This window comes from Klebsiella sp. F11, assembly GCF_056712265.1.
On record NZ_CM160060.1, the window covers coordinates 4,666,946 to 4,682,313 of the forward strand.

Annotated in this window: 11 protein-coding genes, 1 pseudogene and 1 riboswitch; of the genes and pseudogenes, 8 read left to right on the forward strand and 4 right to left on the reverse strand. The window is 62.0% G+C overall.

What is annotated here, in order from left to right; genetic code table 11:
• Positions 1 to 60 precede the first annotated feature (60 nt).
• Both AC1M2H_RS22965 and sgrT read right to left on the reverse strand, forming a co-directional pair.
• Positions 61 to 1,245, reverse strand: a complete 1,185-nt coding sequence (locus AC1M2H_RS22965) for a sugar efflux transporter (protein WP_480149184.1) — start codon at positions 1,243 to 1,245, stop codon at positions 61 to 63.
• Positions 1,246 to 1,430: 185 nt separating this feature from the next.
• Positions 1,431 to 1,583: a glucose uptake inhibitor SgrT gene (sgrT, locus tag AC1M2H_RS22970; RefSeq protein ID WP_480149185.1), complete on the reverse strand. Its 153-nt coding sequence runs from the start codon at positions 1,581 to 1,583 to the stop codon at positions 1,431 to 1,433.
• Positions 1,584 to 1,670: 87 nt separating this feature from the next.
• Between sgrT and sgrR the strand changes: the two genes are divergently transcribed.
• The 4 genes from sgrR (at position 1,671) to thiQ (ending at position 6,821) form a co-directional block, all read left to right on the forward strand.
• Entirely contained in the window at positions 1,671 to 3,326 is a 1,656-nt protein-coding gene (sgrR, locus tag AC1M2H_RS22975) for an HTH-type transcriptional regulator SgrR (RefSeq protein WP_480149186.1), read from the forward strand.
• A gap of 61 nt (positions 3,327 to 3,387) precedes the next feature.
• Positions 3,388 to 3,534: riboswitch (TPP riboswitch) on the forward strand.
• 32 nt (positions 3,535 to 3,566) lie between these two features.
• Complete coding sequence (thiB, locus tag AC1M2H_RS22980) at positions 3,567 to 4,550, forward strand: thiamine ABC transporter substrate binding subunit (protein ID WP_480149187.1); 984 nt, start codon at positions 3,567 to 3,569, stop codon at positions 4,548 to 4,550.
• A complete protein-coding gene (thiP, locus tag AC1M2H_RS22985) occupies positions 4,526 to 6,136 on the forward strand; it encodes a thiamine/thiamine pyrophosphate ABC transporter permease ThiP (RefSeq protein WP_480149188.1) in 1,611 nt (536 codons plus the stop codon). Before thiB ends, thiP begins: the two co-directional genes overlap by 25 nt.
• Positions 6,120 to 6,821: a thiamine ABC transporter ATP-binding protein ThiQ gene (thiQ, locus tag AC1M2H_RS22990; protein WP_480149189.1), complete on the forward strand. Its 702-nt coding sequence runs from the start codon at positions 6,120 to 6,122 to the stop codon at positions 6,819 to 6,821. The genes thiP and thiQ overlap by 17 nt, the downstream gene beginning before the upstream one ends.
• Here thiQ and AC1M2H_RS22995 read toward each other — a convergent pair.
• Positions 6,808 to 7,572 carry a DedA family protein gene (locus AC1M2H_RS22995; RefSeq protein ID WP_480149190.1) on the reverse strand — a complete coding sequence of 255 codons (765 nt, stop codon included), beginning with the start codon at positions 7,570 to 7,572 and terminating at the stop codon, positions 6,808 to 6,810. The two genes, thiQ and AC1M2H_RS22995, sit on opposite strands and share 14 nt — an antisense overlap.
• Before the next feature lie 128 nt (positions 7,573 to 7,700).
• Positions 7,701 to 8,546 (reverse strand): arabinose operon transcriptional regulator AraC, encoded by an 846-nt coding sequence (gene araC, locus AC1M2H_RS23000; protein WP_480149191.1) that lies wholly within the window; start codon positions 8,544 to 8,546, stop codon positions 7,701 to 7,703.
• Between the two features lie 336 nt (positions 8,547 to 8,882).
• Here araC and araB point away from each other — a divergent pair, with 336 nt between their 5' ends.
• The 4 genes and pseudogenes from araB (at position 8,883) to polB (ending at position 15,331) form a co-directional block, all read left to right on the forward strand.
• The gene (gene araB / locus AC1M2H_RS23005; protein ID WP_480149192.1) at positions 8,883 to 10,592 is read left to right on the forward strand and encodes a ribulokinase; all 1,710 of its coding nucleotides are present in this window, start codon (positions 8,883 to 8,885) and stop codon (positions 10,590 to 10,592) included.
• 10 nt (positions 10,593 to 10,602) lie between these two features.
• Positions 10,603 to 12,105, forward strand: coding sequence for an L-arabinose isomerase (gene araA, locus AC1M2H_RS23010; RefSeq protein ID WP_480149193.1), 1,503 nt, complete (start codon positions 10,603 to 10,605; stop codon positions 12,103 to 12,105).
• 76 nt (positions 12,106 to 12,181) lie between these two features.
• On the forward strand, positions 12,182 to 12,877 hold the full coding sequence (gene araD, locus AC1M2H_RS23015; RefSeq protein WP_480149194.1) for an L-ribulose-5-phosphate 4-epimerase: 696 nt from the start codon (positions 12,182 to 12,184) through the stop codon (positions 12,875 to 12,877).
• Between the two features lie 96 nt (positions 12,878 to 12,973).
• Positions 12,974 to 15,331: pseudogene (gene polB / locus AC1M2H_RS23020) on the forward strand (DNA polymerase II).
• Positions 15,332 to 15,368 lie beyond the last annotated feature (37 nt).

Genomic DNA, 15,368 nt, shown 5'->3' on the forward strand with positions numbered 1-15,368 from the left:
GCCTGCTATCCTGCCCGGTCCCGTGACCGGGCATTTTTTTAGCTCTTTCGCCGCCCGGCGCTAGATATCCTTGACCCTGCCGGTCAGGAACAGGGTCACCAGCGAAATCGCCGCAATCGCCCAGTAAACGCTGGCGTGGCCGTAGCTTTGCGACAGCGCCCCCTGCAGCACGCCGGCCAGAATCACGCCGGTGGAAATACTGTTGGTGAACAGCGTGGTGGCCGCTCCCGCGCGTCCCGGCATCAGGTCCTGGAACCACAGCATGCCGATCCCGGCGACAATACCGATAAAAATCGCGTTAAACAGCTGCAGCGCCAGCAGCGCGGTGCGGTCGTGGAACAGGATCAGCCCGGCGTAGAACAGCACCCCGGCGGCTACGGCGGCGACCATCATCCGCCGCTTGCCCCAGCGTTTAACATAGTAGCCCGCAACGATCATCGCCGGGATCTCCAGCCCGGCCGCGGTGCCCATTAAGATCCCCGCCAGGCTATCCGGCAGGCCGAGATCGCTGCTGATCCACAGCGGCATATCGATGATGTACATGGTGTTGCAGGTCCACATCAGCGTCGAGGCGATAAACAGCATCCGCACGTTTTTATCCTGCCAGCCGCCGGCCTGGGCTATCGCTCCCGCCGCTTCCGAAGGCTGCTCCACCCGCGCCACCGACGGCAGCTTAAACGCAATCAGCGCCAGGCTAATGACGAAAATCCCGGCCGCAATCGTGAACATGGTGGTAAAGCCGTAGTTCAGCGCCAGCATAAAGGCCAGCGGCGGGCCGATAACCCACGCCAGCGACAGCTGGGCGCGCATGATCGAGCTGAACATCACCACTTCCCGCGCCGAGCTGTCGGCATACTCCCGCGCCAGGGCGAACAGCTGCGGCATCGCGGCGTTGGCGATGGATGCCAGCATCACGCCGCAGGTAATCAGGGTTAGGTAGTGGCGATTAAAAGCAAACAGCAGCGCGTTGCCCACCGCCATCAGGCAGCAGAACATAATCAGCCGCCGGCGATCGCCCTGGCTGTCGGAGCGCTTCGCCAGCGCCAGGCTGACTGCAATCCCGGCAATGGCGTTAACGGTATAAAACAGCCCGACCCAGAAGGGCTGCGCGCCCACCTCGCGGCTGAGAAACAGGCTGAGCGTCGGGGCCTGCAGCGCGCCGGCAATCCCCATCATAAAAGCGACCAGCATAAAAGCCGCGTAGACGCCGTTCAGCCGCCGCCCCATCGTCATTAACCACAGCATGTCATGTCCTTAGCGCGCGAAGAAAACGAAAAAAGCCAGCAGAAGTCATCTGCTGGCGGGTGATTTTATACGCTATCTATTTCAGGTTACAGGCCGGCGGCTATAGCAAGCGGGCCGCGGTAACGCCGGAAACGTGAAAGACGACAGGTATGCACCAATACTCAGTCACACATGATGTCTGCAAGTTAACGATCAGAGGTCGGTGACGTAACTCCCCACTGCATCAGCTCGCCGAGTATTTCCTGCTGTCGTCCTGCCATCAGGCGGGCTAGCCATGACGCATCCTGCGTCGCAGAAAAGTAGCGTTGGTAGAACTGCTTAGCGGTTGACCCCATCATATTCATCTCCTCGCTTCATCGGAATCTATTATTGGCCTAATATAGGGATTAATAAATTGCTGAGTTTTCATCAGGAGTTCCCCTTTTATGTCTTCCGCCCGTCTGCAACAACAGTTCATCCGCTTATGGCAATGCTGCGAAGGCAGGTCGCAGGAGACGACGCTCAACGAGCTGGCGGAGATGCTTAGCTGTTCGCGCCGCCATATGAGAACCCTGCTGAACATGATGGAGGAGCGCGGCTGGCTCACCTGGGAGGCGGAAGCGGGACGCGGTAAGCGATCGAAGCTGGCCTTCCTCTACACCGGCCTGGCGCTGCAGCAGCAGCGGGCGGAAGATCTGCTGGAGCAGGATCGCATCGATCAGCTGGTACAACTGGTCGGCGATAAGGCCGCCGTGCGCCAGATGCTGGTCTCCCATCTCGGACGGAGCTTTCGCCAGGGGCGGCATATTCTGCGCGTGCTCTACTACCGGCCGATGAAAAATCTGCTCCCCGGCAGCGCGCTGCGCCGTTCGGAAAACCATATCGCCCGGCAAATCTTCAGCGCCCTGACGCGGGTAAATGAGGAAAATGGGGAACTGGAAGCCGATATTGCCCACCACTGGCAGCAGCTCTCGCCCACCCACTGGCGCTTCTTTTTGCGCCCCGGTATCCACTTTCACCACGGCCGCGAGCTGGAAATGGAGGACGTGATCGCCTCCCTGCAGCGCAGCAACGCCCTGCCGCTCTACTCCCATATTGAGCGCATCGTCTCGCCTACCGCCTGGACGCTGGATATCCATCTGACGCAGCCGGATCGCTGGCTGCCGTGGCTGCTGGGCCAGGTTTCCGCGGTGATACTGCCGCGCGAATGGCATTCGATGGAGAACTTCTCCGCGATGCCGATCGGCACCGGGCCCTATGCGGTGGCGCGCAATAACCAAAACCAGCTAAAGATCCACGCCTTCGACGACTACTTCGGCTATCGGGCATTAATTGACGAGGTCAACGTCTGGGTGCTGCCGGAGATTGGCGACGAGCCGAACGGCGGCCTGACCCTGCAGGGCACCACGCAGAGCGAGAAAGCCATCGAAAGCCGCCTGGAAGAGGGCTGCTACTACCTGCTGTTTGATTCCCGCAGCCCGCTCGGCGCCAATGCGGCCGTGCGCCAGTGGCTGAGCTATCTGTTCCAGCCGGCGAACCTGCTTTACCACGCGGGCGAACATTATCAGGGCAACTGGTTCCCGGCCTACGGCCTGCTGCCGCGCTGGCATCACGCGCGCAGCCACGCCTGCGAGAAGCCCGCGGGCCTCGAGTCGGTAACGCTGACCTATTACCAGGACCATATTGAGCACCGCGCAATCGGCGGTATTATGGCGACGCTGCTGGCCAAGCATCAGGTCAGGCTGGAGATCCGGGAGCTGGAGTACGCGGAGTGGCATCGCGGCGAGGTGGTCAGCGACATCTGGCTCAACAGCGCCAACTTTACCCTGCCGATCGACTTTTCCCTGTTCGCCTGGCTGTATGAAGTCCCGCTCGTTCGCCACTGCATCCCGATTGACTGGCAGGAGGATGCCGGCCGCTGGCATGCAGGCGAGCTAAACCCGGCCACCTGGAGCCAGCAGCTGCTGGCCAATCAAACGATCGTGCCGCTGATCCACCACTGGCTGATGATCCAGGGGCAGCGCAGCATGCGCGGGGTGAGAATGAACACCCTCGGCTGGTTTGATTTTAAATCGGCGTGGTTTGCGCCGCCGGAGCCCTAGCTCCCTCCCCGGCGGACGCTTAAGCCCTTTCGGTCCGCTAACAAAATCATTACACTGGTCGCCGTTCTCAACGGGGTGCTAATTAACATACGCCGTATCATCCAGGCCGCTGCAAGGCAACCTGTGGGATAAAGCGTATGGGCTGAGAAAATACCCGTCGAACCTGATCCGGATAACGCCGGCGAAGGGATTTGAGGCTCACTCAAAATCCTTTGCCACCCCTTTTTTATGAGGTGCAAAGTGTTGAAAAAACTACTCCCGCTGCTGGTGCTAGTCGCCGCTCCCGCGTTGGCTAAGCCCGTTCTCACCGTCTATACCTACGACTCCTTTTCCGCGGACTGGGGCCCGGGCCCGGCCGTCAAAAAGGCGTTTGAAGCCGACTGCGGCTGCGAGCTGAAGTTCGTGGCGCTGGAAGACGGCGTCTCGCTGCTCAATCGCCTGCGCATGGAAGGCAAAAACAGCAAAGCCGACGTGGTGCTCGGGCTGGACAACAACCTGCTGGAAGCGGCGGCGCAAAGCAAGCTGTTCGCCAAAAGCAACGTGCCGACCGACGCGCTCACCGTCCCCGGCGGCTGGAACAACGATACCTTCGTCCCCTTTGATTACGGCTATTTCGCCTTCGTCTACGATAAAAACAAGCTCAAAAATCCGCCCAAGAGCCTGAAAGAGCTGGTTGAGAGCGACCAGAAATGGCGGGTGATCTACGAAGATCCGCGCACCAGCACGCCGGGCCTCGGCCTGCTGCTGTGGATGCAGAAAGTGTACGGCGACAAATCCCCGCAGGCATGGGAGAAGCTGGCGGCGAAAACCGTCACCGTGACCAAAGGCTGGAGCGAGGCCTACGGCCTGTTCCTGAAGGGGGAGAGCGATCTGGTGCTGAGCTATACCACCTCTCCGGCTTATCACATTATCGCAGAGAAAAAGGATAACTACGCGGCGGCCGGCTTCAGCGAAGGCCACTACCTGCAGGTCGAAGTGGCGGCCCGCACCGCGGCCAGCAAGCAGCCGGAGCTGGCGGAGAAGTTCCTTAAGTTTATGGTCTCTCCGGGATTCCAGAATGCGATTCCGGCGGGCAACTGGATGTACCCGGTCGCCCAGGTGGCGCTCCCCGCCGGCTTTGACACGCTGGTCAAACCGCAGACCACCCTGGAGTTCACTCCGCAGCAGGTTGCTGGCGAACGGCAGAACTGGATTAACGCATGGCAACGCGCCGTCAGCCGCTAAGCATCGGCTGGCTGCTGCCGGGCCTGATCGCCGCGGCCGTGCTGGTTGTGGTGGCGCTGGCCGCCTTTCTGGCGCTCTGGAGCAGCGCGCCGGAGGCTGCCTGGCTGACCTTCGTTGACGACAGCTATCTCTGGCACGTCGTGCGCTTCTCCTTCTGGCAGGCGTCTCTTTCGGCGCTGCTTTCGGTGGCGCCGGCTGTTTTTCTTGCCCGCGCCCTTTACCGGCGCCGCTTTCCCGGCCGCACGCTGCTGCTGCGCCTGTGCGCGATGACGCTGATCCTGCCGGTGCTGGTGGCGGTATTCGGCATCCTCAGCGTTTACGGCCGTCAGGGCTGGCTGGCGGCGGCGTTTAGCGCCCTGGGATGGCGGTGGGATTTCTCCCCTTACGGGCTGCAGGGAATTCTGCTGGCCCACGTCTTCTTCAATATGCCGATGGCGACCCGCCTGCTGCTGCAGGCGCTGGAGAATATCCCCGGCGAACAACGGCAAATAGCGGCCCAGCTTGGTATGCGCGGCTTTCACTTTTTCCGCTTCGTGGAGTGGCCGTGGCTGCGGCGGCAAATTCCGCCGGTGGCGGCGCTGATCTTTATGCTCTGCTTCGCCAGCTTCGCGACCGTCCTCTCCCTCGGCGGCGGCCCGCGGGCCACCACCATCGAACTGGCGATCTACCAGGCGCTGAGCTTTGATTACGATCCGGCCCGCGCGGCGATGCTGGCGCTGATCCAGATGGGCTGCTGCCTCGGGCTGGTGCTGCTCAGCCAGCGCCTGAGCAAGGCCGTGGCGATCGGCGTGACCCACGTTCGCGGCTGGCGCGACCCCGACGATCGCCTGCACAGCCGCCTCACCGACTTCGTGCTGATCGCGATCGCCCTGCTGCTGCTGCTGCCGCCGATGCTGGCGGTCGTCATCGACGGTCTGAATAGCAATCTGCCGCGGGTGCTGGCCCAGCCTGCGCTATGGCAGACCCTGGCGACCTCCCTGCGCATCGCGCTGGCCGCCGGCGTGCTCAGCGTTGTTCTGACGATGATGCTGCTGTGGAGCAGCCGCGAGCTGCGCATCCGCCGCCGCCCGCTGGCCGGTCAGGCGCTGGAGCTTAGCGGGATGCTGATCCTCGCCATGCCGGGGATCGTGCTAGCGACCGGCTTCTTTTTGCTGCTCAATAATAGCGTTGGCCTGCCCGACTCCGCCGACGGCATCGTTATCTTCACCAATGCGCTGATGGCGATCCCCTATGCGCTGAAGGTGCTGGAAAACCCGATGCGCGACGTCGCCGCGCGCTACGGCATGCTCTGTCACTCGCTGGGGATGAGCGGCTTTACCCGCCTGCGGGTGGTTGAGCTGCGCGCCCTGAAGCGCCCGCTGGCCCAGGCGCTGGCCTTTGCCTGCGTGCTTTCGATCGGTGATTTCGGCGTGGTGGCGCTGTTCGGCAACGACGATTTCCGCACCCTGCCGTTCTATCTGTATCAGCAGATTGGCGCCTATCGTAGCCAGGACGGTGCCGTTACCGCCCTGCTGCTGCTGGCGCTGTGCTTTGTCCTCTTTACCGTAATTGAGAAGCTACCGGGGCGTGATGTTAAAACTGAATGATGTGACCTGGCTGTATCAGCACCTACCGATGCGCTTCACCCTCTCCGTACAGCGCGGCGAACGTCTTGCGGTACTCGGCCCCAGCGGGGCGGGGAAAAGCACGCTGCTGAACCTGATCGCCGGCTTTTTGCCGCCGGCGAGCGGCAGCATCGTCATCGACGGTCAGCCGCATACCGCGACTCCGCCGGCCCGGCGCCCGGTATCGATGCTGTTTCAGGAAAATAACCTCTTTAACCATCTCACCATCCGCCAGAACATCGGCCTCGGCATGAACCCAGGGCTTAAGCTGAGCGCCGGGCAAAATGCCAGCCTGCAGACTATTGCCGAACAGATGGGCATCGATTCCCTGCTGGAGAGGCTTCCCGGCGAGCTATCCGGCGGTCAGCGGCAGCGGGCGGCGCTGGCGCGCTGTCTGGTGCGCGAGCAGCCGGTACTGCTGCTGGATGAGCCGTTTTCCGCGCTCGATCCGGCGCTGCGCCAGGAGATGCTGGTTTTGGTCGCAGAGGTTTGCCAGCGCCGCAATTTGACGCTGATGATGGTGTCGCATAGCGTGGAGGATGCCGCCCGCATCGCGCCGCGGTCGCTGGTGGTGGCCGACGGACGCATCGCCTGGGATGGCGCCACCGAGGCGCTCTTAAGCGGCAACAGCAGCGCCTCCCATCTGCTCGGGATCAGCGCGCGATAACGTGGTGCAGAATATTGAGATAGACCGGCATCAGCGGGTGGCGAATCACCACCGTTAACGCCACGCCCGCCAGCACCAGCGCCAGCGGCGTCAGCCACAGCAGGCGCGCACGCGGCAGCAGCCGGGTCAGCCGATCGCGCATTTTTGCGCTGCGCCACAGGCGCCAGCATAGCCAGCCGGCCAGCCACGCCAGCAGCGCGGCGCTCAGCAGCAGCCACTTAAAGCTGGCGCTGTTCTCATCGGCGGGAATATCAATGGCCGCGCCGGCAAGAATGCCCGGCAAAAAGTAGAGCGGCGGCCACAGCAGGCAGCCGATAATATTCGGCAGAATAAACTTCGCCACCGGCAGGTCGAGCATCCCGGCAACCATCGGCACCAGCGGCCTCGTCGGCCCGACGAAGCGCCCGATCAGGATCGTGACCATGCTGTGCTGGTGCAGCGCGTGTTCGGTCTTATCAAGCAGCGCTTTGTTTTTCTTCATAAACGACCAGCGATGCAGCGGTTTTTTAAACCGCCAGCCGAGCCAAAATGAGATCCAGTCGCCGAATAAACAGCCGACAATGCCCGCCAGCCACGCCTGCCAGAAGTTAACCTCTCCGCTGCCGATAAGCGCCCCCAGCCCGGCCATCATCACCGTGCCCGGCAGTATCAACCCCACCAGCGCCAGCGATTCAAGAAAGGCGACCAGCATCACGGCTATCAGCGAGTAGACCGTGGATTGGGTGATAAAATGTTCCAGCAATGCTTGCATAGTGTGCCCGGTTTAAAAACGAAGCACGGATTCTCCAGAGCCGTCGCGCCTTCGTCAAGCCATCAATTGTCTGAATAGTTTACCGGTTACGACCATTGTTCGGCGCATCATTTCACTTTATTTACGTTTTATTCACATCCTGCACGGAATTCGCTCGGGCTGGCGCCGGTGCATTTTTTAAAGACCCGCGAAAAATAGAGCTGATCTTCGAAACCGACGTTGCGCCCCACCGTGGCGATGGGCATTCGCGTGGTGCTCAGCAGCAGCTTGGCCTGGCTAATCCGCTGATCTTCCCGCCAGCCCAGCACGCTGATGCCCAGCTGCTGGCGGAACAGGTGCGATAGCCGCGACGGCGACAGGCAGACGTGGCGGGCGACGCTGGCGATATCAAAGCGGCTGTCCGCCAGGCGATCGCTAATATACTGGCAGGCGTCGCGAACCCGGTTATCCAGCGGCGGATAGAGGGATTCGTTTATCGCCTCCATGCGCCGCAGCAGCAGCTGTTCCAGCAGGTTGATCGCCAGCAGCTCGGAGTAGCGTCCGGCCCCCTGTCCGGCGTCGACGATCTGGCCGAAAAGCTCGCCGAAGCGCGCCTGCCACTGCTCATCGGGGCGGAAAAAACCGGTATGGGCGAAAATCGTCGGCCAGTTCAGCCACTCGAGCCAGTAGGCCCGCGGACGGAAATAGACCCACTGGTGATACCACTCGCGGGCGTCGGGATGGCGGCCGTAGTGATGAACCTCCCCCGGCGGGAAGAGTAAAATATCCCCGGGCCGACAGACAAACTGTTCGTCCTGGTTGTTGATCACCCCTTCGCCGCGGATCGTCAGGTTGAGGATGAAGCCTTTCATGCCGAGCGGGCGGTCAATAAAGAAATCCAGGTAGCCATCCGCATCAATCGGCGTCAGGCCCGTCACCAGGTGGGCGTTAAAAGAGTAGCCCGGCAGCAAAGGATCGTTTTGTGTTTCAGCCATAAACTCAGCTCTCCCGGAGAGGTGCTGGACACTAATTGTCCATACTGGTTATTTTATTCCTGACGCGATTTTCGTAATGGGATGTGGGTTGAAATTTGAAGTAAAACCCGCCTGATTTCAGCAAAAATCGATAACATCGCCCAACGTAAGCCCTTCCAGCACATAACAAAAGTGTCTATAAATGCGGCAGAAAAGTCCACATTGAATATTTGCACGGCGTCACACTTTGCGATGCCATAGCAATATAGTCCATAAGATTAGCGAATACGGCCTGACGGTTTTTGCTGGGGATATCTACTGTTTCACCATGAATGGTTTTCAGCATGGAGTAACAGCATGGCAATTGCGATTGGCCTCGATTTTGGTAGCGATTCAGTTCGCGCGCTGGCGGTGGAATGCGCCACCGGCGCAGAGCTCGCCTCCGGCGTCGAATGGTATCCGCGCTGGCAGCAGGGGCTGTTTTGCGACGCCCCGAATAATCAGTTTCGCCACCACCCGCGGGATTACATTGAATCAATGGAAGCCGCGCTGAAAAGCGTGCTGGCGCAGCTGAGCCCCGGGCAGTGCGCCGCCGTCGTCGGCATCGGCGTTGACAGCACCGGCTCGACGCCGGCGCCGGTCGACGCCGACGGCAACGTGCTGGCCCTGCGGGAAGAGTTCGCCGATAACCCGAACGCGATGTTCGTGCTGTGGAAAGACCATACCGCGGTGGAAGAGGCGGAGGCCATCACCCGTCTGTGCCACCAGCCGGGCAAAGAGGACTACTCCCGCTACATCGGCGGCATCTACTCCAGCGAATGGTTCTGGGCCAAGATCCTCCACATCACCCGTCAGGATAGCGCCGTCGCGCAGGCCGCGGCCTCGTGGGTTGAGCTGTGCGACTGGGTTCCGGCGCTGCTCTCCGCCACCACTCGCCCGCAGGATATTCGCCGCGGCCGCTGCAGCGCCGGGCACAAATCGCTGTGGCACGCCGACTGGGGCGGCCTGCCGCCGGCCAGCTTCTTCGACGAGCTCGACCCGGTTATCAATCAGCACCTCAGCTGGCCGCTGTTTAGCAACACCTGGACCGCCGACGCGCCGGTCGGCACCCTCAGCGCCGAATGGGCGCTGCGCCTGGGCCTGGCGGAAACGGTGACCCTCTCCGGCGGCGCCTTCGACTGCCATATGGGGGCGGTGGGCGCCGGCGCGCAGCCGAATACGCTGGTTAAAGTCATCGGCACCTCCACCTGCGACATCCTGATTGCCGATAAGCACAGCGTTGGCGACCGCACGGTGAAGGGCATCTGCGGCCAGGTCGACGGCAGCGTGGTGCCCGACTTTATCGGTCTGGAAGCCGGACAGTCGGCCTTCGGCGATATTTACGCCTGGTTTGGCCGCATTCTCGGCTGGCCGCTGGAGCAGCTGGCGCTGGCCCATCCGGAGCTGAAAGAGCCGATCCGCGCCAGCCAGAAGCAGCTGCTGCCGGCGCTGACCGAGGCGTGGGCGCAAAATCCCTCCCTCGACCATCTGCCGGTGGTGCTGGACTGGTTCAACGGGCGACGCACCCCGGGCGCTAACCAGCGCCTGAAAGGGGTGATAACCGATCTGAATCTCGCCACCGATGCGCCGGCGCTGTTCGGCGGCCTGGTGGCGGCCACCGCCTTCGGCGCCCGCGCCATTATGGAGTGCTTCACCGGCCAGGGGATCCCGGTAACCAACGTGATGGCGCTGGGCGGCATCGCGCGCAAAAACCCGGTCATCATGCAGGCCTGCTGCGACGTGCTGAACCGCCCGCTGCAGATTGTCGCCTCCGATCAGTGCTGCGCGCTGGGCGCCGCCATCTTTGCCGCCGTCTCCGCCGGCGTATATCGCGATATTCCAACGGCCCAGCGGCATATGGCAAGCCGGGTGGAAAGCACCCTGCAGCCGCGCCCGGATGAGGCCGAGCGCTTCGAACAGCTCTATCAGCGCTACCAGCAGTGGGCAGCCAGCGCTGAACAACGGTATCTCCCTTCGGCTGCACAGGCGGAAAAAGCCTCGCAATCTCAGCCAGCCCTCACCCATTAAGGACACCAAAATGACGATTTTTGCTAACTATGAAGTCTGGTTCGTGATTGGCAGCCAGCATCTGTACGGCGCGGAGGCGCTGCGTCAGGTTACGAAGCACGCCGAGCAGGTGGTGAACAGCCTGAACGCCGAGGCCAAACTGCCGTGCCGGCTGGTGTTAAAGCCGCTGGGCACCACGCCGGACGAAATCACCCATATCTGCCGCGACGCTAACTACGATGATAAGTGCGCCGGCATGGTGGTGTGGCTGCATACCTTCTCTCCGGCCAAGATGTGGATTAACGGCCTGACCATCCTCAATAAACCGCTGCTGCAGTTCCACACCCAGTACAACGCGGCGCTGCCGTGGGACAGCATCGATATGGACTTTATGAACCTCAACCAGACCGCGCACGGCGGCCGCGAGTTCGGCTTTATTGGCGCCCGCATGCGCCAGCAGCATAGCGTGGTGACCGGCCACTGGCAGGATGGCGAGGCGCATCGGCGCATTGGCTCGTGGATGCGCCAGGCGGTCTCGAAGCAGGATACCCGCCATCTGAAGGTCTGCCGCTTTGGCGATAATATGCGCGAAGTGGCGGTCACCGACGGCGATAAGGTCGCCGCGCAGATCAAATTCGGCTTCTCGGTCAATACCTGGCCGGTGGGCGATCTGGTGCAGGTGGTCAACGACGTCAGCAACGGCGAGATTAGCGCCCTGGTTGACGAGTATGAAAGCCGCTACCGCCTAACCGCGGCGGCGCAGGTTCACGGCGATAAGCGGCAGAACGTTGTCGATGCCGCGCGCATCGAGCTGGGAATGCAGCGCTTCCTGCAGGAGGGCGGCTTCCACGCCTTCACTACCACCTTTGAAGATTTACACGGCCTCAAGCAGCTTCCGGGCCTCGCCGTGCAGCGTCTGATGCAGCAGGGCTACGGCTTTGCGGGCGAAGGCGACTGGAAAACCGCCGCCCTGCTGCGCATCATGAAGGTGATGTCGACCGGTCTGCAGGGCGGCACCTCCTTTATGGAGGATTACACCTACCACTTCGACAGCGGCAACGATCTGGTGCTCGGCTCGCATATGCTGGAGGTCTGCCCCACCATCGCCACGGCGGAAAAACCGATCCTCGACGTCCAGCCGCTGGGCATTGGCGGTAAAGCCGACCCTGCGCGCCTGATCTTCAACACCCAGACCGGCCCGGCGATCGTCGCCAGCCTGATCGATCTCGGCGATCGCTTCCGCCTGCTGGTTAACACCGTGGAGACGGTCGCGACGCCGCACGCTCTGCCGAAGCTGCCGGTGGCCAACGCCCTGTGGAAAGCGCAGCCGGATCTCCGCACCGCCTCCGAAGCCTGGATCATTGCCGGCGGCGCGCACCATACCGTCTTCAGCCACGCCCTGACTCTCGACGATATGCGTCAGTTTGCGGAGCTGCAGGATATCGAGCTGACCGTCATTGATAACGAAACCCGCCTGCCTTCCTTCAAAGATGCGCTGCGCTGGAACGAAGTTTATTACGCCGGCAAACGCTAGGCGATCGCGCGCACTTCCCCCCTCTCCACCGCTAAGGAGAGGGGAAACCGCGCAGACCCGCGACTCGGAGCACATCATGTTAGAAGATCTGAAACGTCAGGTGCTGGAAGCGAATCTCGCGCTGCCCAGGCACAACCTGGTGACCTTAACCTGGGGCAACGTCAGCGCCGTCGACCGCGAGCGAGGCCTGCTGGCGATTAAACCGTCGGGCGTCGACTACGGCGCGATGAGCGCTGAGGATATCGTGATAGTAAGCCTCGAAACCGGCGCAGTGGTGGAGGGGAAAAAGAAACCCTCGTCGGATACCCCGACCCATCGCCTGCTGTACCAGGCCTTCCCGACCCTCGGCGGTATCGTACATACCCATTCGCGCCACGCGACCATCTGGGCGCAGGCGGGCCAGCCCATCCCGGCCACCGGCACCACCCACGCCGACTACTTCTACGGCGCGGTTCCCTGCACCCGGCTGATGACCGACAGCGAAATCAACGGCGAGTATGAGTGGGAAACCGGGCGCGTGATCGTCGAAACCTTCCGCGACAACGCCATCGACCCGGCGCAAATGCCCGGCGTGCTGGTGCACTCCCACGGCCCGTTCGCGTGGGGAAAAAACGCGGAGGATGCGCTGCATAACGCGATTGTGCTGGAAGAGATCGCCTATATGGGGATTTTCTGCCGCCAGCTGGCGCCGCAGCTGGCGGATATGCAGCAAACCCTGCTGGATAAGCACTATCTACGCAAGCACGGCGCGCAGGCCTATTACGGTCAGTAGCGCCGCCGCATCCGGCCAAACGCCTGTATAAAACCCCAGCATCGCGCCGTGAACCAGGCTATACTCAGGCCTGGTTTGACTTGATGAGAGCGCGGCGTGACTCAGCCACGAGAAGGTTTTTTACTGACCCGTCACTGGCGGGATACTCCCCAGGGCACGGAGCTGACCTTTTGGCTGGCGACCGACGACGGCCCCCTGCTGGTCACCCTGCCGCCGCAGGAGTCGGTGGCCTTTATCCCGGAAGCGCAGCGCGCCCAGGCTGAGCGCCTGCTGCAGGGCGAAAACGGCCTGCGCCTCGCCCCGCTCAGCCTGAAAGATTTTCACCGCCAGCCGGTTTTCGGCCTTTACTGCCGCGCCCATCGCTAGCTGATGCGCCTCGAAAAGAAGCTGCGCGAACAGGGGGTTACCGTCTACGAAGGCGACGTCCGCCCGCCGGAACGCTATCTGATGGAGCGCTTTATTACCGCCCCGGTTTGGGTCGAAGGCGAAGCGCGCGGCGCGCAGTTGATCAACGCCCGTATGAAGGCCAGCCCGCACTACCGGCCGCCGCTGAAGTGGGTCTCGCTGGATATCGAAACCAGCCGCCACGGCGAGCTGTACTGCATCGGCCTGGAGGGCTGCGGCCAGCGGGTGGTCTACATGCTCGGGCCGGAGCCGGCGGTCGCTCCTACCGTCGATTTTCAGCTGGAGTACGTCGCCAGCCGCCCGCAGCTGCTGGAAAAGCTCAACGCCTGGTTTGCCGCCCACGATCCGGACATCCTGATCGGCTGGAACGTCGTCCAGTTCGACCTGCGCGTGCTGCAAAAACACGCCGAGCGCTACCGCATTCCGCTGCTGCTCGGCCGCGGCAACAGCGAGCTGGAGTGGCGCGAGCACGGTTTTAAAAACGGCGTCTTCTTTGCCCAGGCCAGCGGGCGGCTGATTATTGACGGCATAGAGGCGCTGAAATCCGCGTTCTGGAACTTCCCCTCTTTTTCGCTTGAGACGGTGGCCCGCGAGCTGCTGGGGGAAGGCAAAGCCATTGATAACCCGTGGGATCGGATGGACGAAATCGACCGCCGCTTCAGCGAGGATAAACCCGCGCTGGCAACCTACAACCTGCAGGACTGCGAGCTGGTGACGCGCATCTTCCAGAAAACGGAGATCGTGCCGTTTCTGCTGGAGCGCGCCACGGTTAACGGCCTGCCCGCCGACCGCCACGGCGGGTCGGTGGCCGCCTTCAGCCACCTCTACTTTCCACGCATGCACCGGCTGGGCTACGTTGCGCCGAACCTCGGCGAAGTGCCGCCGCAGGCCAGCCCCGGCGGCTACGTGATGGACTCCCGCCCCGGCCTCTACGATTCGGTGCTGGTGCTGGACTACAAAAGCCTGTACCCCTCGATTATCCGCACCTTCCTGATCGACCCGGTGGGGCTGGTCGAAGGCGGCGCTCTGCCCGATGACGAGCACAGCACCGAAGGCTTTCTCGGCGCGCGCTTCTCTCGCGAAAAGCACTGCCTGCCGGACATCGTCGGCCAGATTTGGCTCGGCCGCGACGACGCCAGGCGGCATAAAAATAAACCGCTGTCGCAGGCGTTGAAGATCATTATGAACGCCTTTTATGGCGTACTCGGCACCAGCGCCTGCCGCTTTTTCGACCCGCGGCTGGCTTCGTCCATCACCATGCGCGGCCACGCCATCATGCGCCAGACCAAAGCGCTGATTGAGTCGCAGGGCTATGACGTTATCTACGGCGACACCGACTCCACCTTTGTCTGGCTCAGGCGCGCCCATGATGAACAAGAGGCGGCGAAAATCGGCCGTTCGTTGGTGGCCTATGTCAACGACTGGTGGGCCGCCGAGCTGGGGAAAGCGCGCCTCACCAGCACCCTGGAGCTGGAGTTTGAAACCCACTTCTGCCGCTTTTTAATGCCGACCATCCGCGGCGCCGATACCGGCAGCAAAAAGCGCTACGCCGGGATGATTCAGGAGGCGCAGCAGCAGAAAATGGTCTTTAAAGGGCTGGAGACGGTGCGAACCGACTGGACGCCGCTGGCCCAGCAGTTTCAGCAGGAGCTGTACCTGCGCATCTTCCGCAACCAGCCCTACCGCGACTACGTGCTGGAGACGATTCGTCAGCTGATGAACGGCGAGCTCGACGATCGGCTGATCTACCGCAAGCGCCTGCGCCGGCCGCTGGCGGAATATCAGCGCAACGTTCCGCCGCACGTCCGCGCGGCAAGACTTGCCGACGAGCACAACGTCAGGCTGGGCAGGCCGCAGCAGTACCAGCAGCGCGGCAGCATCAAATATGTCTGGACCACTAGCGGGCCGGAGCCGGTCGATTATCAGCACTCGCCGCTCGATTACGAGCACTATTTGTCGAAGCAACTGCAGCCGGTCGCGGAAGGAATACTTCCCTTTGTCGACGATGATTTTGCTACAATAGTGACAGGGCAGCTGGGGCTATTTTGACAGGTGACTATCACCGCGGCATCCAGTACCATAGCGC

What these genes read in the sequence shown, in the direction of transcription:
- araD (WP_480149194.1), top strand. Translation starts at nt 12,182, where the DNA reads ATGTTAGAAGATCTGAAACGTCAGGTGCTGGAAGCGAATCTCGCGCTG.
- AC1M2H_RS22995 (WP_480149190.1), bottom strand. Translation starts at nt 7,572, where the DNA reads ATGCAAGCATTGCTGGAACATTTTATCACCCAATCCACGGTCTACTCG.
- AC1M2H_RS22965 (WP_480149184.1), bottom strand. Translation starts at nt 1,245, where the DNA reads ATGCTGTGGTTAATGACGATGGGGCGGCGGCTGAACGGCGTCTACGCG.
- sgrR (WP_480149186.1), top strand. Translation starts at nt 1,671, where the DNA reads ATGTCTTCCGCCCGTCTGCAACAACAGTTCATCCGCTTATGGCAATGC.
- sgrT (WP_480149185.1), bottom strand. Translation starts at nt 1,583, where the DNA reads ATGATGGGGTCAACCGCTAAGCAGTTCTACCAACGCTACTTTTCTGCG.
- araC (WP_480149191.1), bottom strand. Translation starts at nt 8,546, where the DNA reads ATGGCTGAAACACAAAACGATCCTTTGCTGCCGGGCTACTCTTTTAAC.
- araA (WP_480149193.1), top strand. Translation starts at nt 10,603, where the DNA reads ATGACGATTTTTGCTAACTATGAAGTCTGGTTCGTGATTGGCAGCCAG.
- thiP (WP_480149188.1), top strand. Translation starts at nt 4,526, where the DNA reads ATGGCAACGCGCCGTCAGCCGCTAAGCATCGGCTGGCTGCTGCCGGGC.
- thiQ (WP_480149189.1), top strand. Translation starts at nt 6,120, where the DNA reads ATGTTAAAACTGAATGATGTGACCTGGCTGTATCAGCACCTACCGATG.
- araB (WP_480149192.1), top strand. Translation starts at nt 8,883, where the DNA reads ATGGCAATTGCGATTGGCCTCGATTTTGGTAGCGATTCAGTTCGCGCG.